General features: G+C 57.3%; 22 protein-coding genes. 13 read left to right on the forward strand and 9 right to left on the reverse strand.

Annotation, left to right across the window (positions count from 1 at the left end):
• Positions 1-116 precede the first annotated feature (116 nt).
• Positions 117-1,286 (forward strand): AmmeMemoRadiSam system radical SAM enzyme, encoded by a 1,170-nt coding sequence (amrS, locus tag ACZ5K9_RS00430; RefSeq protein WP_464272471.1) that lies wholly within the window; start codon positions 117-119, stop codon positions 1,284-1,286.
• On the opposite strand, the gene ACZ5K9_RS00435 is transcribed toward amrS, so the two are convergent.
• From ACZ5K9_RS00435 to ACZ5K9_RS00455, 5 genes are all read right to left on the reverse strand, one after another.
• Entirely contained in the window at positions 1,258-3,006 is a 1,749-nt protein-coding gene (locus tag ACZ5K9_RS00435; RefSeq protein WP_464272472.1) for a spermine/spermidine synthase domain-containing protein, read from the reverse strand. The two genes, amrS and ACZ5K9_RS00435, sit on opposite strands and share 29 nt — an antisense overlap.
• Positions 2,930-3,625 (reverse strand): spermidine synthase family protein, encoded by a 696-nt coding sequence (locus ACZ5K9_RS00440; RefSeq protein WP_464272473.1) that lies wholly within the window; start codon positions 3,623-3,625, stop codon positions 2,930-2,932. The genes ACZ5K9_RS00435 and ACZ5K9_RS00440 overlap by 77 nt, the downstream gene beginning before the upstream one ends.
• Positions 3,626-3,715: 90 nt before the next feature.
• Entirely contained in the window at positions 3,716-4,921 is a 1,206-nt protein-coding gene (ilvA, locus tag ACZ5K9_RS00445; protein ID WP_464272474.1) for a threonine ammonia-lyase, read from the reverse strand.
• Complete coding sequence (locus ACZ5K9_RS00450; protein WP_464272475.1) at positions 4,912-5,571, reverse strand: 50S ribosomal protein L11 methyltransferase; 660 nt, start codon at positions 5,569-5,571, stop codon at positions 4,912-4,914. Before ACZ5K9_RS00450 ends, ilvA begins: the two co-directional genes overlap by 10 nt.
• Before the next feature lie 247 nt (positions 5,572-5,818).
• A complete protein-coding gene (locus ACZ5K9_RS00455; protein ID WP_464272476.1) occupies positions 5,819-6,508 on the reverse strand; it encodes an endonuclease III domain-containing protein in 690 nt (229 codons plus the stop codon).
• A 1,167-nt stretch (positions 6,509-7,675) separates the two neighbouring features.
• Between ACZ5K9_RS00455 and ACZ5K9_RS00460 the strand changes: the two genes are divergently transcribed.
• From ACZ5K9_RS00460 to ACZ5K9_RS00470, 3 genes are all read left to right on the forward strand, one after another.
• Complete coding sequence (locus ACZ5K9_RS00460) at positions 7,676-7,873, forward strand: cold-shock protein (protein ID WP_123289343.1); 198 nt, start codon at positions 7,676-7,678, stop codon at positions 7,871-7,873.
• Positions 7,874-7,947: 74 nt separating this feature from the next.
• Positions 7,948-8,952 carry a peptidylprolyl isomerase gene (locus ACZ5K9_RS00465; RefSeq protein ID WP_464272477.1) on the forward strand — a complete coding sequence of 335 codons (1,005 nt, stop codon included), beginning with the start codon at positions 7,948-7,950 and terminating at the stop codon, positions 8,950-8,952.
• Positions 8,953-9,156: 204 nt separating this feature from the next.
• A complete protein-coding gene (locus ACZ5K9_RS00470; protein WP_464272478.1) occupies positions 9,157-9,339 on the forward strand; it encodes a hypothetical protein in 183 nt (60 codons plus the stop codon).
• Between the two features lie 87 nt (positions 9,340-9,426).
• Here ACZ5K9_RS00470 and ACZ5K9_RS00475 read toward each other — a convergent pair whose 3' ends face one another.
• Entirely contained in the window at positions 9,427-9,897 is a 471-nt protein-coding gene (locus ACZ5K9_RS00475; protein WP_464272479.1) for an FKBP-type peptidyl-prolyl cis-trans isomerase, read from the reverse strand.
• Between the two features lie 152 nt (positions 9,898-10,049).
• Between ACZ5K9_RS00475 and ACZ5K9_RS00480 the strand changes: the two genes are divergently transcribed.
• From ACZ5K9_RS00480 to ACZ5K9_RS00510, 7 genes are all read left to right on the forward strand, one after another.
• On the forward strand, positions 10,050-10,658 hold the full coding sequence (locus ACZ5K9_RS00480) for a VOC family protein (RefSeq protein ID WP_464272480.1): 609 nt from the start codon (positions 10,050-10,052) through the stop codon (positions 10,656-10,658).
• A gap of 700 nt (positions 10,659-11,358) precedes the next feature.
• The gene (locus ACZ5K9_RS00485) at positions 11,359-12,336 is read left to right on the forward strand and encodes an RnfABCDGE type electron transport complex subunit D (RefSeq protein ID WP_464272481.1); all 978 of its coding nucleotides are present in this window, start codon (positions 11,359-11,361) and stop codon (positions 12,334-12,336) included.
• Positions 12,333-13,076, forward strand: a complete 744-nt coding sequence (locus ACZ5K9_RS00490) for an FMN-binding protein (protein ID WP_464272482.1) — start codon at positions 12,333-12,335, stop codon at positions 13,074-13,076. The genes ACZ5K9_RS00485 and ACZ5K9_RS00490 overlap by 4 nt, the downstream gene beginning before the upstream one ends.
• A 218-nt stretch (positions 13,077-13,294) precedes the next feature.
• On the forward strand, positions 13,295-13,909 hold the full coding sequence (gene rsxE / locus ACZ5K9_RS00495) for an electron transport complex subunit RsxE (RefSeq protein WP_464272483.1): 615 nt from the start codon (positions 13,295-13,297) through the stop codon (positions 13,907-13,909).
• Positions 13,910-13,948: 39 nt separating this feature from the next.
• Positions 13,949-14,542: an Rnf-Nqr domain containing protein gene (locus ACZ5K9_RS00500; protein WP_464272484.1), complete on the forward strand. Its 594-nt coding sequence runs from the start codon at positions 13,949-13,951 to the stop codon at positions 14,540-14,542.
• Between the two features lie 6 nt (positions 14,543-14,548).
• On the forward strand, positions 14,549-15,652 hold the full coding sequence (locus tag ACZ5K9_RS00505; protein WP_464272485.1) for a 2Fe-2S iron-sulfur cluster-binding protein: 1,104 nt from the start codon (positions 14,549-14,551) through the stop codon (positions 15,650-15,652).
• 44 nt (positions 15,653-15,696) lie between these two features.
• Positions 15,697-16,173 (forward strand): hypothetical protein, encoded by a 477-nt coding sequence (locus ACZ5K9_RS00510; RefSeq protein WP_464272486.1) that lies wholly within the window; start codon positions 15,697-15,699, stop codon positions 16,171-16,173.
• 200 nt (positions 16,174-16,373) lie between these two features.
• Here the strand turns inward: ACZ5K9_RS00510 and ACZ5K9_RS00515 are convergent, their stop codons facing one another.
• Entirely contained in the window at positions 16,374-17,426 is a 1,053-nt protein-coding gene (locus ACZ5K9_RS00515; protein WP_464272487.1) for an FAD:protein FMN transferase, read from the reverse strand.
• Between the two features lie 199 nt (positions 17,427-17,625).
• Between ACZ5K9_RS00515 and ACZ5K9_RS00520 the strand changes: the two genes are divergently transcribed.
• The gene (locus tag ACZ5K9_RS00520) at positions 17,626-18,267 is read left to right on the forward strand and encodes a response regulator transcription factor (protein ID WP_464272488.1); all 642 of its coding nucleotides are present in this window, start codon (positions 17,626-17,628) and stop codon (positions 18,265-18,267) included.
• A gap of 326 nt (positions 18,268-18,593) precedes the next feature.
• On the forward strand, positions 18,594-19,874 hold the full coding sequence (locus tag ACZ5K9_RS00525; RefSeq protein ID WP_464272489.1) for a biliverdin-producing heme oxygenase: 1,281 nt from the start codon (positions 18,594-18,596) through the stop codon (positions 19,872-19,874).
• On the opposite strand, the gene ACZ5K9_RS00530 is transcribed toward ACZ5K9_RS00525, so the two are convergent.
• Both ACZ5K9_RS00530 and ACZ5K9_RS00535 read right to left on the reverse strand, forming a co-directional pair.
• The gene (locus ACZ5K9_RS00530; protein ID WP_464272490.1) at positions 19,865-20,065 is read right to left on the reverse strand and encodes a hypothetical protein; all 201 of its coding nucleotides are present in this window, start codon (positions 20,063-20,065) and stop codon (positions 19,865-19,867) included. The genes ACZ5K9_RS00525 and ACZ5K9_RS00530 overlap by 10 nt on opposite strands.
• A 159-nt stretch (positions 20,066-20,224) precedes the next feature.
• Positions 20,225-21,475, reverse strand: coding sequence for an IS110 family RNA-guided transposase (locus ACZ5K9_RS00535; RefSeq protein ID WP_464271267.1), 1,251 nt, complete (start codon positions 21,473-21,475; stop codon positions 20,225-20,227).
• Positions 21,476-21,593 lie beyond the last annotated feature (118 nt).

Below are 21,593 nucleotides of genomic sequence, written 5' to 3' on the forward strand. Positions count from 1 at the left end.
GACTTTGAGTGAAAAGATCTGAAAATGGCCCAGGGTCGACGTCCCCTCTCGTTCGATCGGCTCAACGTCCGGGGGCTGAGCAATCTTTTCATGGCAAACCGTCGAGGAAGACGCCTATGAACCGGCGCAGCTTCTGTTCAGCCATCCTTCGATGCACCGCCTGGGCAAGCCTTGCACGCTGGATCGATCCTTTCCTTCGCCCTCGAGAGGCCTTCGCCCTTTCCTTTCAAAAAGGTTTCATTCAGCCCAAGGTGTCTCCCTATTACGTCTCATTGGGAGACGGCCGTATCCGGTGCACCCTGTGTCCCAGGGAATGTGAGGTCGACCCGGGCGAGCGGGGCTATTGCGAGGTGCGGGAAAATCGAGATGGGGTGTATTATAGCCTTGTCTACGGGAACCCATGCGCCCTCCACGTGGATCCTGTAGAAAAGAAGCCTTTCTTCCACGTGCTGCCAGGAACCCGTTCTTTTTCTTTGGCCACCGCGGGATGCAACCTGGACTGCAAGTTCTGCCAAAATTGGGAAATCTCACAGGCCCGACCTGAAAACACGCTGAACGCCCCGCTGTCTCCCCAGGAGGTGGTCACACTGGCCGGCCGATACCAATGTGCTTCCATCGCCTCCACTTATGTCGAACCCACCATTTTTCTTGAATACATGACGGATATCGGAGCTGCGGCAAGTCGAGCCGGAATCTTGAACGTGATGCATTCAAACGGCTTCGTGAACCCGGGTCCGCTCCAGGATCTCATTCCCAACCTGCATGCGGCGTGCATCGACCTCAAATCCATCCGAAACGACTTTTACCGAGAGATGACGGAAGGCTTTGTGGAGCCGGTCCTCAACACTTTACGGCAGCTCAAAAAACACCGCATCCATATTGAACTCGTCAACCTCCTGGTCCCTGGCCGAAACGATTCGGAAGAGGACATTCGCGCTCTCAGCCGGTGGGTCTTAAGTGAACTCGGTGAAAACACGCCCCTTCATTTCACCAGGTTCTATCCGCGATACAAACTTCAGAGTCTCCCGCCCACTCCCTTAGACACCCTGGAAAAAGCGAGAAACACCGCCATGCGTGAAGGGTTGCGGTTCGTCTACATCGGTAATGTGCCCGGGCATCCTGGAGAATCCACCTACTGCCCTTCATGTGGCACGACGGTGATCGAACGAACGGGCTACACGGTTCAGATCAAGGCCATGGACAAAGGACAGTGCACCCGCTGCGGGACCGTCCTCCCCGGCCTGTGGACGAACCCCCTCACATCCACCGAAAAGCGCCCCAATTGAGGACAAGCAAAAAAGCCAACAGAATCCCATAGATCGAAAACACATCCTGAACGCCGAAGGCCGGGACGAGGAGGAGCGGCGTCGCCGCGGCCGCCACAGCGGCACCCAACAAGTCAACCCCGTAAAGCATGCCGCCGACAGCAGACTTTGGTGTGCCGGATTTTTCCGCAACCATACACCCCAACGCAAAATGCGCCCCGCCCGCCGTGCCCATAAGGAATCCCACCGCGGCAAAAAAAGGTAAAAAAACGCTTATCGGCCACGTCTTTCCAAGGGATAAAACAGGAACCGACCCAAAGCGAAAGATCACGGCCAAGAAGGCAGCCGCAAACGCGTGGACGCCAAAAAACTTCCGGACGATTTGGACCTCGGGTGACTCCGGTTCCGCAAACCGGCGAGCCAGAAAAGCTCCCGCCGAAAAACCCGCCATCGAGATGGACACAAGCACGCTCAGGTGGGTGTAGAGAGCCCCGGCGACGACCTGATAGACAAAAAGGATCAGGATATGGAACCCCATTTGGGCGGCCCCCATGCCACCCACGGCGGCGGCGAGGAGAGTGCGGCGGATGCCCGTGCCCAAAAGAACCGCCGCAGCGCATGGAACAACCGCGGCACCGCAGGTGATCAAGACGCCCATGCCGAGGGGAACGGGGGCCCGAAGCATTCGGTCCAGGAATGAACTGATGCGAGGATGCACATGAGCCATCCAGTAGCGAAATGCGGCGACGAAACCCACCGGATCTCCGTCGGCATTGGGACGATCGCCCGCCCCCTGGAAGTCAACGGATCGAAAGTAAGCGAGTCGAAATGGATCCAAAAGGTTCTCCAGACGATCCGGCCGGACATATCGAAGCCTCAAACGCCGCATGTGGATGCGATCCGAGAGTACTCCAGGGTCTTCGCTCAAATAGCGCGAATCCAAGGCACCCACAAACCGGATCCGTTCTCCCGGATAGAGAATCACCTGAGGGAAAACGACCTGAAAGGTGTCTTTCATCACCCGAAAGTAGGCGGCCTGTGCCTGTCCCAGCATGTCTTCCGCCCCGGAAATACTGAAACTGACAATGCCGCCAGGACGCAACACGCGAGCGACGGACTGAAAGAATTCTTTGGTGAAAAGCCGATTGTCTCCCAAAGAAAGCGGATCTCCAGCATTGAGCAAGACCACGTCAAAGGTGTCGTCCGTGGTTTCCACAAACCGGCGTGCATCCGCCTTCAGAAAAAGTGTCTTCCGGTCCGGATGCGTTAAGAGATTGTCCGGCAACGGCTTTGGAAACGCGGCCTGTTGTTCTGAAAAGGGTGAAGGGAGGAGACGTCCGATCGGTGCTTCCACAAGAGTTTTCGATCGCGGTGTGTGTCTGAGATTCTCAAACCGGGCCACGGTGCTGTCCGCATCCACCACATGAATCTTTTGGACATGAGGATGCCGCTCCAGTTCTTGGAGGTTCTCCGGGCTCGTCGGCCCCAAAACCAAAACCTTTTGCGGCGCCGGATGCTGGAGGAGAGTCAGATGTATCGTCTCTTCTGCGCTTTGCGGATCCGGGAAGGAGAAGAGCCACAAGCCGTCCGCCATGAGGGACTCTTGGGCTTCTCGACGAAGGAGCGCCAGATTGCGATAAGGGGTGTCTTCAACGGCAACGATTTCACTCCCCCATTGCCACCGCCGACTGATGTCCTCCAAGAAAACCGTCGAACCGACCGCCGAGGCGGCCACCACCATGATCAGGAGCCGTCTTGCGCCGGCTCTTCCCAGTTCCGAAGATTTCCAAGCGGCCCCAACCCAAGAGGGCCAGGCCGGCGCCCAAGAATGCAGCCCCATGTAGCAAGGAGCCTCGAAAGGACAAAAAGAGGTACAACCAAAGGCCCCCCGCAGCCGCCCCAAGACATTCGAGAGCGTATATGCGGTAAGGGGCACTGCTGTGTCGGAAAGTCTCGGCGCACAGGGCCCATGCCGTGCTGAAAAAAAGGCCAAAAAAAACACACACGGGACCCGTCACGGAACCCACCACGAGAACCATCTGCGCCAGCGGAACCAATTCCCCGGGCCCAAGGCCATACAAGGCGCGCGACGCCCGAACCCACAAGACGCTTAAGGGGATGATGGAGCCGTATAGAGCAACAAGTGCAGAAAGGACACGATGCGGATCGCGTCGGTGCGAAAAGACAAGCGGCCAGATGCGTCCGCCTATCAGGCTCCCCAGTCCGGTCCATACCAGCCAAAAGAACAGAACAACCCCGGCAGTGAGTTCACATCCGTAAAACAATGAGAGGCATTCACGCAACACGATGACTTGGGTGGCCGTCGCGGAGCATCCTCCGGCGACTACCGCCGTCATCACAGACCGACGTTCTTGTGCGCTGCATTCAGGGCGACCGGCTTTCCCCATTTTTTCAAAGGCGCCCCTCATAACGACGCGTTTTCCAAGGCATCACGAGAGAACCTTGTGGCCTGAAGCTTTCACTGCGGAGAGAATCTCCTCGGCATGCGCAAAACCTCGGGTTTCGACTTCCAAAGTCACCAAGGTCACATGAATGGGCAGATGCGGCACATTTCGGTTGTGGGAGATATGCAGGACGTTGGCGCCGTGCGAGGCGACGGTCGCGAGCAAGCCGGCGAGGGATCCCGGGACATCGGGCAATTCCACAGTGAGGCGGGTGACCCGCCCTCCCTTGACAAGCCCCTTGGTCAAAATGCGGCCGAGGAGAGAGCTGTCCACGTTGCCACCGCTGATCACCAGGACAATCTTTGCCCCCGGAGGCCATCGAAAACCGCCCATGAGGAGTGCGCCGAGGGGAACCGCCCCGGCACCTTCTGCGAGCACCTTCTTCCTTTCCAAGAGCAGCAGCAGAGCCTCAGCAATGTGCTCCTCATCCACCAGGAGCACATCCGAGACCGTCCGGCGAATGATATCATAAGTATGCCGACCCAACTCTTTGACGGTAATGCCGTCGGCGATGGATTGCCCCCCGTTGACGCGTACCACGCGACCTTCGCGAAGGGCATGCCATGCTGAAGGGCACACCGCCGCCTGGACGCCGAGGATCTGAACCTCGGGGCGCAGAGCCCGAATCGCCGAAGCAATCCCGGCAATGAGGCCTCCTCCCCCTACGGGTACCAGGACGCTATGGACGTCGGGGCAATCTTCCAAAATCTCTAACCCAATGGTGCCTTGGCCTGTCATGATGTCGGGGTCGTCATAAGGATGGATGAAGGTGTACCCTTGGGCACTGAACTCCTTCGCTTTTTCGAGGCTCTCTCCAAGTGTTCGTCCATAAAGGAGGATCTGTCCGCCGTAACCCCGGGTCGCTTCTTGCTTGGTGAGCGAAGCCCATTCCGGCATGACAATGAGCGCTGGAACTCCTGCATGACGCGCCGCCAGAGCCACGCCTTGCGCATGATTGCCCGCCGAGGCGGCCACGACGCCCTTTTCACCCAAGGTTTCCCGACGCAAAGACATTTTGTAGCTTGCGCCTCGGATCTTGAACGACCCCGTCTTCTGGAGATTCTCCAGCTTGAGATACACTTCGGCACCGAAAAGGCGGCTGAATGTGGGCGAATACACCAATGGGGTCCGAAGTATGCGGCTGTGCAGCATCTGCGCGGCCTGACGGATTTGGCCCAAGGTTATCGCCATGATTTTCCTCCTGGAGGGCTAAAGTTTGTCACTCCGTCGCCAAACTGGCTTTTCTCCACGCAGTCAGGCCGCCTCTGGGCCAACACCGCACACCACGTGAAGCTTCCCGAAGGGGGCACGCCGATAAAAGTGAAGTCGCCTTGTCGGCGATCCATAAGGCGAAAACCGGTATCCTCAAGACGTCCTTCCAAAGTCGGTGCCTGGAGGTCTTGGAAACCGGACGCGATCAACCAGCCGCCGGCAGCCACACGATCCACGATGTCACGGAATAGGGTTTCCCAGCACGACCACGGCACGTTGGCCCCCACACAATGGAATTTTCCGTCCACAGCTTCCACGGACCCGTGCACCCAGTCCACACGCCCGGAAAGTCCGTTCGCTTCGGCGTTTTCTCGAGAACGTGCAATTGCCTCCCGAGAAGGATCGACTCCAACGCACCAGTCCGCCCCCAGCTTTGCTGCAGCTAAAGCGAAGATGCCGGTGCCGCACCCGACGTCTAAAAACCGCGTTCCCTCCCGAAAGAGCTCTTTCCGCCATGCCCCGAAAATTTCTAAACACAGACGGGTTGTCACATGGAAAGGGTGAAAAACGTGTTTGGTGTGTAACGTCAGCCATGCGGTTTTACGCTCCCAAGGCAAGATCGGGCTCACACAGACGACGGGAAAACCTTCACCCCAAGTTTCATTTCCTCTTCGACTCCCATTTACAGCGTGAGCTCCTCGAAAAGGAATGGAGACCTTCGCCCGTCCATCTATCACGACAAAAACCATTGGGAAAACCCTGGAAGGCCGTCGCCCGCTTCCGCCCCTCCCACAAACCCAAGACGTGCGCCGTTCGACGGGACCCCACGCCCCTTCATCTGTTGGGAAACGCCGCAGACTTTTTGTTCAGCAGACCTCACGACTTTTTCGGCCGCTCCAGTGAACCCCTCTGGTCGGAAACATGGCCCATCGGAGAAATGCCCTGTCCGTGGGCACACCACTCCTTGACAACACAGCTGTGGCATTTGGGGTGCCTTGGCTGACATGTGGTCTGGCCGTGCTTGACGAAAAGTTCGTTGACATGGAGCATCCACTGGGGAGGAACGAGATCTTCCAGGGCACGCTGAGTTTCCTCGGGCTTTCGTGTGCTGACCATCCCAAGACGATTGCTGATGCGATGAACGTGAACGTCAACGGGAACAGCCGGTTTCCGAAATCCGTACACGAGAACACAGGCGGCCGTTTTCGGTCCGACTCCTGGAAGAGTCATCAAATCAGGGGCGTTCCCAGGAACTTCTCCTCCATACCGTGCGAGCAAGACGGCAGCGACTTCTTTGAGTCGCCGTGCCTTGGTCTTATAAAAATTCACCGGTCGAATCAGCGCTTCAATCTTTTCCACAGGGGCTTCAGCCAAGGCCTTCACGGTTGGGTATTCTTCCAACAGTGCCTGGGCGGCTTGATCCGTCTTGGAGTCCCGAGTCCGGTGGGACAGCAGTGTCCCCACCAACACACGAAATGCATCCCCGTCCGTGTGCCAGTTCCACGGGCTCAATCCGTACACTTGCGCAAGCGCCTGGAATACACTGAAGAGCTTTTCTCTTCGCAAAACGTCATTCCTTCTCAGATAGACTTTTTGTTTCACCCGACCGAGGCGGCCATGCTCCTCCCGACGCTTGTCGGCTGCAACCGCCGTGTGGGGTTCCGAAAACCCTTACGCCCCTCGTCTCCCGTCGGCCAATCGAGACGTCCGTTCCACTGACGATAACGTCCGTCACGTTCTATGGATTCAGTTCCCAAAGACCCTTCAGACCCGTTTGGCCGCAGCACCCATCGGCGTGAGCATCACAGTTTTAGACCCTCAAGGTGTTAACCCACTGAATTCCCCTTTGTCATCTCATTTGTTGGAGACTATGGGCCGGCTCTTCCGTTGACCTGATGGCTGACTTGAGTGGTTTCGAAAGTACTCCTAGAGGGAAATCTCACCACGAATGAAAGGACGGCAACCTTTACCACCAATGGCCCCGTGAGATTTCCATACCTCTGGAGCCGGTACTTTCAATGCTGCCGCCAGCCAAAGAACACGACCCAGATTGACGTTGTCATGGAATTATAAATTGTCATGATTCTATGGAATTCATCCTCTCATTGTATACCATAATTCCTGAGGGTCGGTCTATGCATAATATGTATTTGTTGAAGATGTCATTATGATTTCCGGCTCTTCTATGCTCCAGGGCCCTCTATCACATGTTCACCTGGCAGGGGCACCGATTCGGCTGTCGGAAGGGCGCGGGGAGTGGGACCCCGACGGGGTGGTTGCCCGAGGCCGGCATCGATTCCACACCATGACCCCAAAACAATAGAGCGACGGCGGGGATCGCACGAATTCGGGCGTATACTGTGTCGCATGGATTCCTGTGGGAACGCTCCACCAGTTCTAGGATATGCCTTTGGCGTATTCATGACGTTGTCGGATGTCCATAAAGCGTCCCCGAAGCGCCCGAATTGTTTTTCTGTTGAAAAAAACCCCTGACGGCCGTTGTCAAATCGCATTATTTTCTTGTGTCTTTGGGCGCTCTCAGTTAGAAGGGTCCTGTGGTTTGCGGGAAGCAAGGTGTTTTCCCGCGTTTTATGGTTTTGTGTACGTGCAGTTGCGGTCGGTTTCCGGGGCCCGCGGACGTTCGGTCTTCCCCCTTTCGGATAGGACCACCTCCAGGGAGCCGCCGAACGAGACCCGACGAGGCGTACCAGAGAAGAGAGGAGTTTTAGAAAGATGGAAGGCCGAGTCAAATGGTTTAATGAGAAGAAGGGGTATGGATTTATCGAGACCGAGAATCAGGGGGACGTTTTCGTCCACTACACCGGCATTCAGGGAGAGGGCTTCCGGACCCTGACCGACGGAGAGGCTGTCAGCTTTGACATTACTGAGACGCCCAAAGGGCCCCAGGCGATCAATGTCCGCAGGATTTAAGATCTTTCGAAACTAGCCCACAAGGCGCACCCCAAGGGATCTCCCTGGGGTGCTTTTTTATTGAAAGGATTCCCATGAGACACCGTCAGAAAAGACTTCAGATCATCGTCGGACTCAGCGCCATATTGTCGCTGGCGAGCTGGACGCTCGGCTGGGCCGTCGAAGCCGGCAAGGATGCCGAGAAGAAACCCGCGGCCACCGTGAACGGCAAGGCCATCACCCGAGCACAGTTTGATCGGCAGATGAGCGGCGTGCGCCAGAGGCTGCAGCAATCAGGTCGGCTTCTGAGTGACGTGGAGTTGCGGGATGTGAAAACCCGCGTCCTGGAAAGCCTTATCGACCGGGAACTCCTCTACCAGGAAAGCCAGAAACGTGGCGTCAAGGGCGATGCCAAGGCCGTGGACGCCCAGCTGGCCCAATTCAAACAGCGGTTTGAAACGCCGGCGGCTTTTGAAGAAGCCCTAAAGAGCATGAACCTCACAGAAAACATCATCCGTGAGGAACTCCTCAAAAACAGTGCGATTGATCAACTCGTTCAGGAGCGTTTCGGAAAGGTCGTTGATGTCTCAGACGCTGAGGCCAAGGCTTTTTACAACGAGCGCCATGAGTTGTTCGAGCAGCCGGAACGGGTCCACGCACGCCATATTCTCGTGAGCGTCAAGCCGGACGCCTCGGCCGAAGAGAAGAAGGCGGCCAAGAAGAAAATCGACGACCTGAAGGCGAGAATCAAAAAGGGTGAGGACTTTGCCACACTGGCAGGAGCTCAATCGGATTGCCCGAGCAAGGAGCGTGGCGGGGATCTCGGATACTTCGCCCGCGGACAGATGGTCAAGCCTTTTGAGGACGTCGCTTTTTCCCTCCAACCCGGAGAGGTCAGCGACGTGGTGGAAACGGACTTCGGCTATCATCTCATTCAGGTCATCGAGAAAAAACCTCAGGAAACCATTCCTTTCGATGACGTCCACGCCAAGATCAGCGAGCATTTGCAAAAGCAAAAGATGCAGCAGAAGGTTGAAGAGTTCTTGACCCAAGCCAAGAAAGACGCCAAAATCACGCGGGCGGCCGTGGACGAACTCTAGAAAGAGAGCCGGAGAGAGCCGCCGTTTTACCTCCGGCTGAGGCTCCCCTGGGCTCAACTGGGGGATGCCGGTTAAGGATTCTTACAGGCCGAGAATTTCGCTGCTCGGGATGTGCGCCCACAGGGTTTCCTGTGGGCGCTTGGCCCGAAAAACTCTGTGGCCGGCAACACATCCATGGAGGGGTGATCCATGAGGAGCGACGAAATGGAATGCATGTGCCAAGAATGCGGCGTCTCATCCCATTTCCCTGCTGTTGACCTCACCTTTGACGATTTCCCGGGCTTCGCGGGGAAGCGCCTGGTCAACAACCTGTTTTGCCCGCAGTGCGGCGGTGTCCTGTTCATCGTCGGCCGGGTTGGTGAAGAACCTTACTACCGAACAGGTTAGCCACCTCTCCGGTGTGGCTCTCAAAACAAACCCCCGTGCGGCACGGACCGTCACGGGGGCATTTGTCACCGACGGGAACGCTGGGCGCTAACAGGTACATCCGCAGCTGCAGCTGGACGGACACGGCGTGTCGGAAATCTCCACCAACTCCACATCGAAATTCAGCGCCTTGCCTGCCAAGAAATGGTTGAGGTCGAGCGTCACGGACTGCTCTGTCACATCGGTCACCGTCGCGTAGACGGTTTGGTTGTCGCTGGTGGTAAGGGACAGCACCTGTCCGACGGGGGGATCAAAATCCGGTGGCAGTTCCGACCTTTCAAAAACCTTCGTCAACCTTTCGTCCCTTTCTCCGTAAGCTTCTTCGGCGGGAATCCGGAACGATTTCTTTTCGTGAACGGCCATTCCGAGGACGGCATTCTCGAATCCCGGAATCACATGACCGGCACCCACCTGAAAGTGAAGCGGCTGGCTTCCTTCACTGGAATCGAACACCTGCCCATCGTCCAAGCGCCCGGTGTAGTGCACCTTCACAAAATCGCCTTTTTCCACTCTCTTCATTCGTCTCTCCTTGGGATTGTACATTCTATCCTAACCCTCTTTCGGCTCACCCTAGTAACCCTCTCAGGTGAAGTCAAGCCAGGAATTCCGGCGGGTGAGAAAAAAAGCGAATCTCGGCGTCAATGACGACCCCACGCGGCAAGGAGGTTTGAATGGACCGGTTGAGATTCACAGGCATTCATCATTTGGCTTTGGTGACCCCAGATATGGACCGAACCATCCGGTTTTGGCGAGACCTCTTGGGACTGCCCCTCGTCGTGGCCATGGGCCGACCGGGTTATCGTCAGTACTTCTTTTCCATCTCCGAGCACGACACCGTCGCCTTTTTCGAATGGCCCGAAACGGAACCGGTTCCAGAGAAAGATCATGGCGTTCGCGTCAAAGGTCCCATAGCTTTCGACCACGTCTCTTTCGGTGTCGCCGATCGCAACGCCCTTTGGGAACTCAAGGCCAGGTTGGAAGCCGCCGGCTTCTGGGCGTCGGAAGTGATCGACCACGGGTTTATCCTGTCCTTGTATTCATTCGATCCCAATGGAATCGCCATAGAATTTAGTTATGCGGTGCCTGAAGTGGACGTGCGGCGTGCTCCTCGGCTTGTGGATCCTGCGCCTTCGGCGGTGACGAGGGAAGGGCCTGAGCCGCATCCTGAGGTCTGGCCGCATCCGGAAAGCATCCCGGAAGATGATCGGCGGGTCTACCCGGGCGAAGGGGAAAAACTCCGCGATCCTTCCAGCATCTGGAAAATCCAGGAGCAGTCCTAGGCTTCCCTAAAATGCCTTTAGGGGAGCCTGCACCTCAAAGCGGAAACGTGACCCATTGGGAAATCCCCCCATCCGCCGATCGTTCCAGTTTTCCAGGAGACTCTTTGCGGCGGGAAACCGTGCCTTCGACAAACCCCGCTGCTCCCTTCCGGAGTTCGGTATCACCTTGAGTGACTTTGCCGGACAACCGAAGACAAGTTGCGATCTTTCGGGGATCCACCCTTCTTAACCTCCGCCGGGGAGCAGGAGGTTTCTCGGCTCCCGGGAATACCGAAAGGCTTTCAACCAAAGGATCCGGCGATAACCGGACGCTCACGCCGAATCGCTGTGGCGGGCCAGGCTCGCCCCAGGAAAAGAAGACTCCTCGAACCAGAACTTTCGCCAAACTCGGTTGACTCTCCGTTTTCACCCAAATGCCCCCGGACCAGCCTCTGAGACCATGATTATCCATGTTCATGGATCTAGGGGCCTTCGCCTCTCTGCACCCCGTCTTGTCTTCCTAAAACGCACCGGAAGCCGGTGCGTACGGGTCCGCTGTCGACTTCTTTTCGGAGACGTCAGAGAACCAGAGCGTCATAGAGCCACAGACGGCTTGAAAAGGATGAGAGGATGCGTTAGCTATGTTCGAAAGCGGCTGTTATCCAACGGACGAGAGGCAGAAACGACACGCGGATGCCGGTCCGGTCAAGGTGGAGAGAAAATGGCCCCAGAGCACGCGGCGACAGGTCCTCATCCCAAGCGCTTTCTTGTACAGCCGGTGATGATTCGGGTTGTGGTGGGATTGATCCCATGTCTGTTCGGAGCGGTGATTTTTTTTGGATTGCGAAGTCTTTTGGTCACGGGTGTTGTTCTGGCCGCCGGCGTTCTCGCCGAAGCCGCCTTCACACTGCGCCAAGGCAAACCAGTCACCTCCGCCGTATTGGTCACCGGTTTGATCTATGCCCTGAGTCTTCCTCCGACGGTCCCTTTGTGGATCGCTGTGGTCGGCGTCGTTTTCGGCGTGGTTTTCGGAAAAATGGCTTTCGGCGGGTTCGGCTACAACATCTATAACCCTGCCATGGTGGGGCGGTGCTTCGTTTATATCAGTTTTCCTTTGGCCCTGACGGCGGGCTGGGTCCATCCATTCAGCTCTGTCTCCCAAGGCTTCGTCTCCTGGCTTCCCCCTGTGGACGCGGTGTCGGCGGCGACCCCATTGCGGTTGATCCACGCCGGACAAGAGGTGTCGTTGAAGCCCCTCATTTGGGGAAATGTCGCCGGCTCCATGGGCGAAACCAGTGCGGTGCTCATCGCCATAGGCGGCGCCTATATTCTTTACAAAAAAGCCGCCCAATGGCGCCTTGCTTTTTCCTGCCTCCTCGGGGCCTTTTTGGCCTCATCCGTCTTCTATATCCTCAAAATCCCCGGCATCCCCAACCCCATGACCTTCATGATGGCAGGATCTCTTCTGTTCGGTGCGTTCTTCGTCGTCACTGAACCAATCTCAGGGCCCAAGACAAAGCCTGCGCAATGGATCTACGGCCTGACCATCGGTGCCCTCACCATCGTTTTGCGCCGCTGGTCCAATTTCCCCGAAGGTATTATGTTCTCCGTGCTTTTCATGAATACATTCGTCCCGCTTTTGGACCGAGCCGTCCAGCAGTACCAGAAAAACACCGCACTGAAGAGGACTTCGGCATGAAAGGGCCCCTCTTCTCCACCGCCTTCATGTTCTTGCTCTCCCTTGTGTGCACCTCACTGGTCAGCGGTGTCAATCTGCTCAATAAAGAACGCATCCGATTCAACGAAGAACTCAAGATGCAGGCCCTCGTGCTTCACGTCCTCAACATCAGCCCGGAAGCTCAAGAGAACGAGCAGGAAGTGCCGCGCATTTTTTCCCACCGGATCCGTAAGCTCTCCCTTGGGGATCGCCCTCTTTATGCAGGCTTTGATGACAAGGTCTCCAAAGTCATCGGCTATGCTTTCCCTGTTTCCGGACCAGGATTTTGGGGGCCGATTGAAGCCATGGTGGCTGTCGATCCCGAAATTCGAAAGATCATGGGCATTGCTTTCTCCCGGCACAGCGAAACACCCGGGCTGGGGGGGCGCATCACCGAGGAATGGTTTCAGAGACAGTTTCAAGATCGGCCGCTGAAGGTGCCTCCAGCGGGTATGAGGTTCTTCTATTTCAAAACTCCAGGAACAGCCGGGGGCCCCACGGAGCTGGACGCCATCACCGGAGCGACGGAGACCACCCGGCGTTTGGAAAAGTTCTTGGACGAGGAATTGAAAAAAATCATACCTCTTCTCATGGAAGAAGCGAAGAAGCCTCGCGCGGCGCAGGCTGTCCGGGAACGGGGCTTCACTGCTGAGTTGGGTCGGCCGCCGAATCCTCTCGGAGAACGTCTCGTTTTGTCGTGCGTCGTCGGCCGATCCTGCTGAACGGAGACCGAGGTGGAGATTGCCCGTTTCCGGCGATGGTGCCCGACGGTGGACCGACACCGTCAGGGGTGTGCCTGTGAGGCCGGTCATGCGGTGCGCCGGGGGCCGGAGTCCGGGAAAATTTTAGTCGGGAAACGGCTCTCCGGTTGGCGTTCACTGCTGGATGTGCAGGCTGAGAGCCCAAATCGGAGCTCAGCGGGCTGAAAAAGGATGGCGCCATGGACGGATCCAAGGCACGAACACTTTTTCGAAAAGGCGTTTGGGAGGAAAATCCTGTCTTTCGCCAGATACTGGGCATTTGCTCCGCCCTGGCCGTGACCAATCTCATGACGAACACCCTGATCATGGGCCTCGGACTCATCTTTGTCACGGCCATGTCCAGCGCCACGGTGTCGGCCCTGCGAAAGATCACCCCAGAACGTATCCGCATGATGGTCCAGGTTCTCATCATCGCGTCTTATGTGATGATTGTGGATATCTTTCTCAAGGCTTATCTCCCTCACATCAGTGAGGCTCTTGGGCCGTATGTCGGACTGATCATTACGAACTGCATCATTATGGGGCGATGTGAAGGTTTTGCCCGAAACAACCCGGTGGTGCCGGCCTTCCTCGACGGGATTGCCTCCGGTGTCGGATACGCATTGGTGCTCCTGGTCATCGCCACGGTAAGGGAGATTCTGGGATTTGGAACGGTCTTCGGGACTCCGGTGCTGCCCTCGACCTGGGTCCCATGGACCATCATGGTCATGGCACCGGCGGGCTTTTTCATGTTGGCTCTTTTCATCTGGATTGCCTTCGCCCTGGAAAACAAGGGAACCCCGAGCAAATCTTAGCCGGACAACGGGGACGCCCACCTTTGAAGAGGAACCGTGATGGAAAGCCAGTTGAACGCTCCGGTGATTTTCTTTGCATCGATTTTTACCAACAATATCCTTTTGGCCAACTTCCTCGGCATGTGCTCTTTTTTAGCCATTTCCAGAGAACTTGGTTCCGCCGTAGGATTGGGGTTGGCCGTCACCTTCGTCATGACCTGCACCACGGCACTGAATTACCTTGTGTATCATTACCTCCTGGTGCCTTTCGATTTGGTCCATTTTCGATTTATCGCCTTTATCATTGTCATCGCCGCTTTTGTTCAGCTCGTGGAAATGGTCATTGACCGCTATTCGCCGCGTCTGTATGTCGTCCTGGGCGTTTTTCTCCCCCTCATTACAGTCAATTGCGCTATTCTCGGGGTGTGCTTATTCATGGTCATTCGCAAATATAACTTTATTCAGTCAGTGGCCTATGGTTTCGGGGGAGGCTTAGGCTGGCTTCTCGCCATCGCCGCATTGGCGGGCATCCGGGAAAAGCTCAAGAAGGCCCCCATCCCGAAAGCTCTCGAAGGGCCTGGCATCAGTCTCATTGTCGCCGGACTCATGGCCCTCTCTTTCATGGCTTTCAGCGGCATGATTCAGGTGGGATAGGCACTCATGATGACATTAATCATCGGCTTGCTGTCCCTCAGCGGCCTCTGCGCGGTCCTGGCCCTTCTCTTGGAAGCGGCGCACGCCGTCTTTGCCGATTACGGCCCGTGCCGAATATCCATCAATCAGGGCGCGAAGGAATTCACTGTCAAGGGCGGCGGCCGGCTTTTAGGGGCGTTGATGGACCAAGGCGTTTTCATTCCATCGGCATGCGGCGGGCGAGGCAGTTGTGGACTGTGCAAGGTGAAGGTTCTCGAAGGCGGCGGTCCGCTTCTCCCGACCGAAACCCCCTATATGAACGATGAGGAGCTCCGGATTGGGACCAGGCTGTCCTGTCAGGTCCGCGTCCGCATGGACATCCGCATTGAGATCCCCGAAGCCTTTTTCCTCATCAAGGAGTTCCGCGCCCAGGTCATTGGGTTGAGACCCCTGACGCCTTCGATCAAAGAAGTCCATCTCCGGCTTTTGGAGCCCCCAGAGATCGTTTTTAAACCCGGCCAGTTCATCCAATTTCAAGTGCCGGAATATGCGGGCTCCCCGGAACCTGTTTACCGAGCCTATTCCATTGCTTCCCCGGCGCGACTGAAAAACGAAATCAAGCTGGTGATTACAAGGGTGCAAAGAGGTATAGCCACCACCTATATTCACGATTACTTGAAGGAAGGCGATCATATCCGCATCAATGGTCCGTACGGCGACTTTTATTTACGCCATTCGGACCGACAAATGGTCATGATCGGCACGGGTTCCGGTCTCGCCCCGCTGATGTCTATTCTTTATCAAATGGCGGATGAGCACATCGATCGCCCGTGCACCCTCTATTTCGGCGTGCGGAGTCGTCAAGACCTGTTTTATCAAGAGGAAATCCGCGAACTGTCGAATAATCTGCCACGTTTTCGTTACGTCCCGGTGCTGTCTCATCCGCTGCCCGAAGACCATTGGAATGGCGAGACCGGTCTCGTCACGGATCCAGTGGCTCGGGATATCACGGACGGATCGGATCTCGAAGCGTACCTCTGTGGGAACCCCTTGATGATCAATGCCGCCGTCAAGTTACTGGTTGGGAAAGGGGTCACCGAGGACCGCATCTTTTTCGATAAGTTCGGCTAGAAACACACTCGACGCCTTCCTCAAATGAGAGGAGCCTATCGGCCATGGGACGATATCCCGTGTATCAAAGCCCGCAGTTGGATGAAGTGGAAAGCCGAATGCGCCGCTCCGGAGGTCCGCACGGCTACCTGGCGGGAGACGCCAGACCCCTCGTGACTATCCTCACAGAAGATGAACGCACCGTGAAGTCATTGGGATTGACGCATCAAGCCATTGCGGATCGGTTGCGCGCTTTCACGGAAGCCGCCAAGAAGGCCATGGGCGGTCCTGTGCTCATGGGGCACCTGTGGCGGGTGGAATTGCAGGATTTTCGGGGACGCCTCCCCTGCCCATGGGGACACCCCGGCCTTTATCCGAAGACCCATGTCCGTTTGGAGCGGCTCGACACTGGGGAAACGCTCCAATGGACGGACCTCTCGATTCACCTCATTGAAGCTCACGGATTCTATCAGGGTCTCGGAAGTCCTTACCGACTGGACCCGAAAAGAGTCGTGGCCGTCTGCGGTCTCCAGGCCGATTGAGGTTCACAGGACGTCGCCCGTCCGCCCGAGAAATCCCCCGAGAGCCCGAGGGGTTTTCCCACCCCCATGCGGCTTTGTTTGCCTTGAGGAAGGTGTTTCCGGTGTTGCCCTGGTTGTTGCGGAAAGGGGCGGGGTTGGCGAAGCCCCACGCGGGCTCGTCTGAAAGCCAAAGGGGATTGGGAAAAAGGCCAGTGGAGGAGCTAGCGGTTGAGCCTCACGCCGTGAGCTTCCAGGGAGGCCTCATCCAGCACTCCGGTATCGGGAAAACCTTTGGAGATGTGCATGACCAGGCCGCCGTCGCTCCCTTCCGTCAAAATCAGCGCGTGGGCATTCGGAGACGCATTCACAACAGCGAGCCCATCTTTGGGCCCAAGGACCGCAAGACCTGTCGCCAACCCATCCGCGTAAACGGCACTGTCGGCGATGACGGTGACACTCGCCGTTTCCACAGCGCTAAAGCCGATCCGAGGATCTACGATATGATGAAAACGCTTTCCCCCAACGGTAAAGTATCGCTCATAATCCCCTGAAGTCACCACGGCTTTGTCCCGCACGGGCAACGCGGCAACCAATTCACCAGACTTCCTTGGGTGCTGAATGCCTACCCACCACGGGTGTCCGCCGGGTTTTGTCCCATAGGCAAAAATATCTCCCCCTGCGTTCACCAAAGCCGCCCGAACGTTCTTTTTTTTCAAAACCGATACCGCCCGGTCGATGGCGTAGCCTTTGGCAATTCCCCCCAGATCCAAGGCCATGCCCGGCACGGCGAAAGATACGCTTCGATCTTCCGGCGACAAAACCACATGACGATACCCGACACGAGACAGAGCCTCTTTCAGGGCGCTCTCGGAAGGCAGGATCTTTTCCTTCTTGTAAAAAGGCCAGAGCTTCATGAGCGGTCCGACCGAGATATCAAAAGCGCCGTGGGTCTCTCGGGAGATGGCTGCGGACATTTCGATGACATGAAACAACTCCGGTGAAACCGTCACGGGGTGGAAGGAAGCCTCACGGTTCACACGGTTGACTTCACTGTCCTCCCGAAACACGCTCATGATGCTTTCCACTCGGGCGATTTCCTCAAAAGCGGCATCCAGAGCCCCATAGGCGCGCTGTGGGTCCTCCGAAACAACGCTGATGCTGACCACCGTGCCCATCATGGGTTTACTTGCGTGGAAAATCTCAGGTTCAGACCCGCACGACACACACATGGTCATCAGAAAAAACCAGATCCCTTTCCAAATAAGTGATCTCATCGGGCTTTCAGACCTCACGAATGTGTCGCCGTTCTTGTCACGCACGTCATGACGTGGTAATCAAAGTCGTGTCTAACATCGCCACTGCTCTTTTAACAAGCTCACCACATAAAGGTTCAGTGATCTTAACGGCTTCCATCGAGAACTCTTCCCGGGGGAAGACTATAAAAACCCTCCTAGGTGAGGAAGGAGCTTCCGTATGGGGCAAGGGATTCGCATTCTGGTGGTTGACGATACCGACGCACTCCGCATGGGTACCGCGCGAGTTCTTCGCCAAGCGGGGTACATGGTTGAAGAAGCATCCACTGGGGCGGAATGCCTGGAAAAAGTCCGCTCCTCTCCCCCCGATCTCGTCCTTTTGGACGTCAATTTGCCTGACATGAATGGTTTCGACATCTGCCGGACCTTGAAGGCCGAATCCCAATCGCATCGCGTTTATGTCATGATGCTTTCGGCGAGCAAGACCAGCGCCGACGATCGCTCGGAAGGATTGGAGATCGGGGCCGACGGCTATATGGTTCGGCCCCTTTCCAATCGGGAATTGCTTGCCGGCGTCCGAGCCATGGAGCGCATTATTCGTGCCGAGCGTGAACGGGACCGTCTCATTGTAGAGCTCCAAGAGGCTCTCGCCAATATCAAGGTGCTTCGAGGTTTGCTGCCTATTTGCAGCCACTGCAAAAAGATAAGAGACGACAAGGGATATTGGAAGGCGGTGGAAGTTTACATTCGGGAACACAGCGAGGCGGAATTCAGCCACGGATTGTGTCCCGATTGCGTTCGCGAGCTCTATCCCGAATACGCCGATTTGATCCTGAAATCTATCAACTCTTCAACCTCGTAAACGTCAACTCACTGTCGAACCTTGGCATATAAACGAAAGGCTCTCCGCCAGACAGAAAAGGCAGGCATCCCCGGAGGTTCTCTGCGGAGGCCCCATCCTTAAAAAAATGAACGCCTGCATGCGATTCAACCCAGTCGTGCAACAGAGTGAAGACAGAGCGATGGTTTTGAGCATATACCGTTGGACCGGGCCCGATTCGCGATAATTCGGGCCAAGTCTGACACCGATGATGCTTTAAGCACCTGAGCGGATGGGTTCAGGCAGGCCGATCCTTCGCAACCTTGGCGGTTCGAGCCATTGTCAACAAACTTTATCGAGGTCGACCCATGGATTGGATTCAGCGTTTGAGAGCCCAGACACGGGAACTGCACAAGACGGCGCAGGCCCTGCCGTTTTTCAGGGCGCTGAGTGAGAAGACGCTACCTGTGGAAAGTTTCGTCGGCCAGTTGCGGTGCCTGGCTGTAGTCCATGGGTGCTTGGAAAAACAGTTGACGGCTCATGCCGCCCAAGAACCTTTTCATCGTTTGCTTCAAGGGCATCGTCCAAAGCTGCCGCTTTTGCTCCAAGATCTCCAATCTTTTCCCGCAACATCGGTCTTGGATATCCTTCCGGCGGTCAATAAAGCCTTGGACACGGCCGATCAGATCCTGACCGTATCCCTCGAAGACCGCATGGCCTTGGTGGGATATCTCTATACTCTGGAAGGATCCATGATGGGTGGGCGGGTGATGGCCCACAAAGTGCGCGATGCTTTCCCTGACCTGGAAAACCCTGGGATGCACTTTTTTACATGTTATGGTGAAAATCTGCCCATTCATTGGAGCAGCTTTCTGGACACCTTGGCATCATCCATACCAGATCCGGAATCGCAAGAAAGGATCATCAGGGCGGCAGGCGATATTTTTCGATCCATGATCGGCATCTACGAGGCTCTCTATCCCTTCGGAGCCGAGCAATTGGGGCGCCATGTCGTGTCCTTGAATCCTGAGGCCGGCCGCCATTCCCTGCCCTCCAATGAGGATGAGCTTCAGGCGGCTTTGCGGGCCGCCGACCGCTGTTGGGAATCGTTTCCGTATTTCGGCTTCCGGTACGGTGATCGGGGCCGACGGTTTGCCGCAAGTGACACGGCCTGGCTGGCGTCCCTGTGCGACGTGGACCTCCGGGCGCTTTTTGATGAGGTCCGCTGGCTCGCCGAACTCCTCGCTGTGCGGGGTATTCCCACCTGGTTCACGGAAACGCAGATTCGGATGCTCCACGAGGAACTGAGTCAGGCACGCCCTGAGGAACACACGCGTTTCGACCGCCTCCTCCTTGCCGCAGATGTCTTGAGACACCGCCGCAAAGCCGCCCCTGCTTCAGATGACATCGAAGCGCGTGCCAAAGCCCTGCGTGAACAATTTCCGGTTGGGGAGGAGGCGTTCTGGGGGCCGATCTTTCTGACGCTGGCCGCGGCCGCGGCGGATCAAGATTCTGGAATTCCCGGCGGCCCTGAGCCGATTCTCCGCTGGTTGCGTGTGACACGAAGCGGGGAAGCCCAACGGGTTGACGACATCGAGGCTTTCCTGAACGCAGCCTCAAGGAGATGCAATAAGGGATGTCAACCCTGAAGCGACATCGCCTGTGTGGGCTGACTCCTGTGCTGGCGAATGCCCGCGCCTGCGAGCCGCCGGCCCATCGCGGCACGGATCGTCTCGTCGTGCTCGCCCGCGTCAAGGGTGCGCTCGCTGCGCTCGCCGGCTTTGCCGCCCTTGACACGATCTGTGCGCGACGAGCCGCCATTAGCGCGGGCGATGGGCATACGGGTGCCTCCGGCGGGGGCTCCGGGCTCCAGGTTGCCTCGCCACTGATAGGGTGCTATCCTAGAAAAGCGGGCGGTCCGGGACCTCGAGTACGCCTGCGGGCCTTTACGGCGCGTCAGGATTTCTCCAATGGGGCATGGAGCGCCCGCAACCTGTTTCTACGCGGCCTTGACCATGGCGGCGGCTTTGCGCATGCCGCGCATCGCCTTGTGGGCCGACCACGGCTCGTTGCGGACCAGCAATGTGAACACCAGCTCCGCCAGCTTGCGTGCGATGGCACCCCCGGCGGCCTTCTTGGTCTTGCCGCGGGCCCGCAACCGCTCGTAGAAGCTTCCGATGACCGGGTTGTACTGCCGGGCGGCCGCCGAGGCCACCAGCAGCGTCATCTTCAGCATCCGGTTGCCCTTGTACGTCATGCGATAGCGGCGCTTCGCCTCGCCGCTCTCCCACACAATCGGGTACAGACCGCAGTAGCCCACGAAGTCGCTCTTCGTCTCAAAGCGTGCGATGTCGCCCACCTCGGCGAGAATCGCCGCCGCCGACACCGCGCCGATCCCCGGGATGGACGTCAGCACCTGGTCGGGAAAGACCCGCTCGAGCAGTTCGGAAATGGCACCATCAATTTCCACGAGCAGGGCATCCAGGTCGAGAATCCGCCGCGCCGTCATCTGCACGAGCATACGCGTGACCTTGGCAAGCTCAGCACAGGGTGCCTCTGCCGCCAGGGCGTGGAGCTTTTCAGCGAAGGCCGTGCCCACGCGGTGCCTGGGGCCGTAGCGCATCGCGGCCAGATCCTCGACGCTGCGCTCGATCAACAGGTGCGGCGAGCCAAACTCGGCAAGCACGACCAGCAGGCGCTTGGAAAACGTCTGGATGCCCAGCACCTTCCGGTAGCCCGGCAGGTGGTAGCGCAGCAGCTTGTGGAGCCGGTTCTTGTGGTCGGTGCGCTCTTCGACGAGACGACGCCGCGTGCGCGTGGCCTCCTTGAGCTCCTCGAACAGCTCGGGCTGGACGGCCTGCGCCTTGGGCTGCATCCGCAGCAGGAACAGCGCAATGAGATGACTGTCCAGGCGGTCGGTCTTGGCGTCCTTGAGCAGTGCCTTGCCGAAGTGTTTGACCGCCCGCGGGTTGAGCACGTGCACCTCGACCTGGCGCCGCTTCTCGCCACGCAGGGCCTGCTCCAAGCGCTTGTGCATGTTCGAGGTGGACTCCATACCGCAGACCACCTGCGCCTTCGGGCCGACCAGAGCACTGGCCGACACGATGGCAGCCCGCAGCTCTGTCCATCCCTGCTGATCGTTCACGTAGGTCGAAGGTTGGCGCACTGTGCGCCCCTCACGGTCGACAAAGGAGGCGTCGATCTTCGCGTTCGATACGTCCAGACCCACGCACAGTTTGTCTCCATTCATCGCATACCTCCATGTGCAAACTGTTACCACCTGCGAGGGAAATCCTCCAACGCGCCGGCCCCGCTTCGCCTCCTGAATTGCGCGGTCGTGCCGCAGGTTGCAATCAAAGCTCCGGGCC

Source organism: Desulfosoma profundi, assembly GCF_055387865.1.

What these genes read in the sequence shown, in the direction of transcription:
- ACZ5K9_RS00500 (WP_464272484.1), top strand. Translation starts at nt 13,949, where the DNA reads ATGGAAAGCCAGTTGAACGCTCCGGTGATTTTCTTTGCATCGATTTTT.
- ACZ5K9_RS00465 (WP_464272477.1), top strand. Translation starts at nt 7,948, where the DNA reads ATGAGACACCGTCAGAAAAGACTTCAGATCATCGTCGGACTCAGCGCC.
- rsxE (WP_464272483.1), top strand. Translation starts at nt 13,295, where the DNA reads ATGGACGGATCCAAGGCACGAACACTTTTTCGAAAAGGCGTTTGGGAG.
- amrS (WP_464272471.1), top strand. Translation starts at nt 117, where the DNA reads ATGAACCGGCGCAGCTTCTGTTCAGCCATCCTTCGATGCACCGCCTGG.
- ACZ5K9_RS00510 (WP_464272486.1), top strand. Translation starts at nt 15,697, where the DNA reads ATGGGACGATATCCCGTGTATCAAAGCCCGCAGTTGGATGAAGTGGAA.
- ACZ5K9_RS00480 (WP_464272480.1), top strand. Translation starts at nt 10,050, where the DNA reads ATGGACCGGTTGAGATTCACAGGCATTCATCATTTGGCTTTGGTGACC.
- ACZ5K9_RS00515 (WP_464272487.1), bottom strand. Translation starts at nt 17,426, where the DNA reads ATGAGATCACTTATTTGGAAAGGGATCTGGTTTTTTCTGATGACCATG.
- ACZ5K9_RS00535 (WP_464271267.1), bottom strand. Translation starts at nt 21,475, where the DNA reads ATGAATGGAGACAAACTGTGCGTGGGTCTGGACGTATCGAACGCGAAG.
- ACZ5K9_RS00505 (WP_464272485.1), top strand. Translation starts at nt 14,549, where the DNA reads ATGATGACATTAATCATCGGCTTGCTGTCCCTCAGCGGCCTCTGCGCG.
- ACZ5K9_RS00460 (WP_123289343.1), top strand. Translation starts at nt 7,676, where the DNA reads ATGGAAGGCCGAGTCAAATGGTTTAATGAGAAGAAGGGGTATGGATTT.
- ACZ5K9_RS00435 (WP_464272472.1), bottom strand. Translation starts at nt 3,006, where the DNA reads ATGGTGGTGGCCGCCTCGGCGGTCGGTTCGACGGTTTTCTTGGAGGAC.
- ACZ5K9_RS00520 (WP_464272488.1), top strand. Translation starts at nt 17,626, where the DNA reads ATGGGGCAAGGGATTCGCATTCTGGTGGTTGACGATACCGACGCACTC.
- ilvA (WP_464272474.1), bottom strand. Translation starts at nt 4,921, where the DNA reads ATGGCGATAACCTTGGGCCAAATCCGTCAGGCCGCGCAGATGCTGCAC.
- ACZ5K9_RS00525 (WP_464272489.1), top strand. Translation starts at nt 18,594, where the DNA reads ATGGATTGGATTCAGCGTTTGAGAGCCCAGACACGGGAACTGCACAAG.
- ACZ5K9_RS00485 (WP_464272481.1), top strand. Translation starts at nt 11,359, where the DNA reads ATGGCCCCAGAGCACGCGGCGACAGGTCCTCATCCCAAGCGCTTTCTT.
- ACZ5K9_RS00470 (WP_464272478.1), top strand. Translation starts at nt 9,157, where the DNA reads ATGGAATGCATGTGCCAAGAATGCGGCGTCTCATCCCATTTCCCTGCT.
- ACZ5K9_RS00530 (WP_464272490.1), bottom strand. Translation starts at nt 20,065, where the DNA reads ATGCCCATCGCCCGCGCTAATGGCGGCTCGTCGCGCACAGATCGTGTC.
- ACZ5K9_RS00475 (WP_464272479.1), bottom strand. Translation starts at nt 9,897, where the DNA reads ATGAAGAGAGTGGAAAAAGGCGATTTTGTGAAGGTGCACTACACCGGG.
- ACZ5K9_RS00490 (WP_464272482.1), top strand. Translation starts at nt 12,333, where the DNA reads ATGAAAGGGCCCCTCTTCTCCACCGCCTTCATGTTCTTGCTCTCCCTT.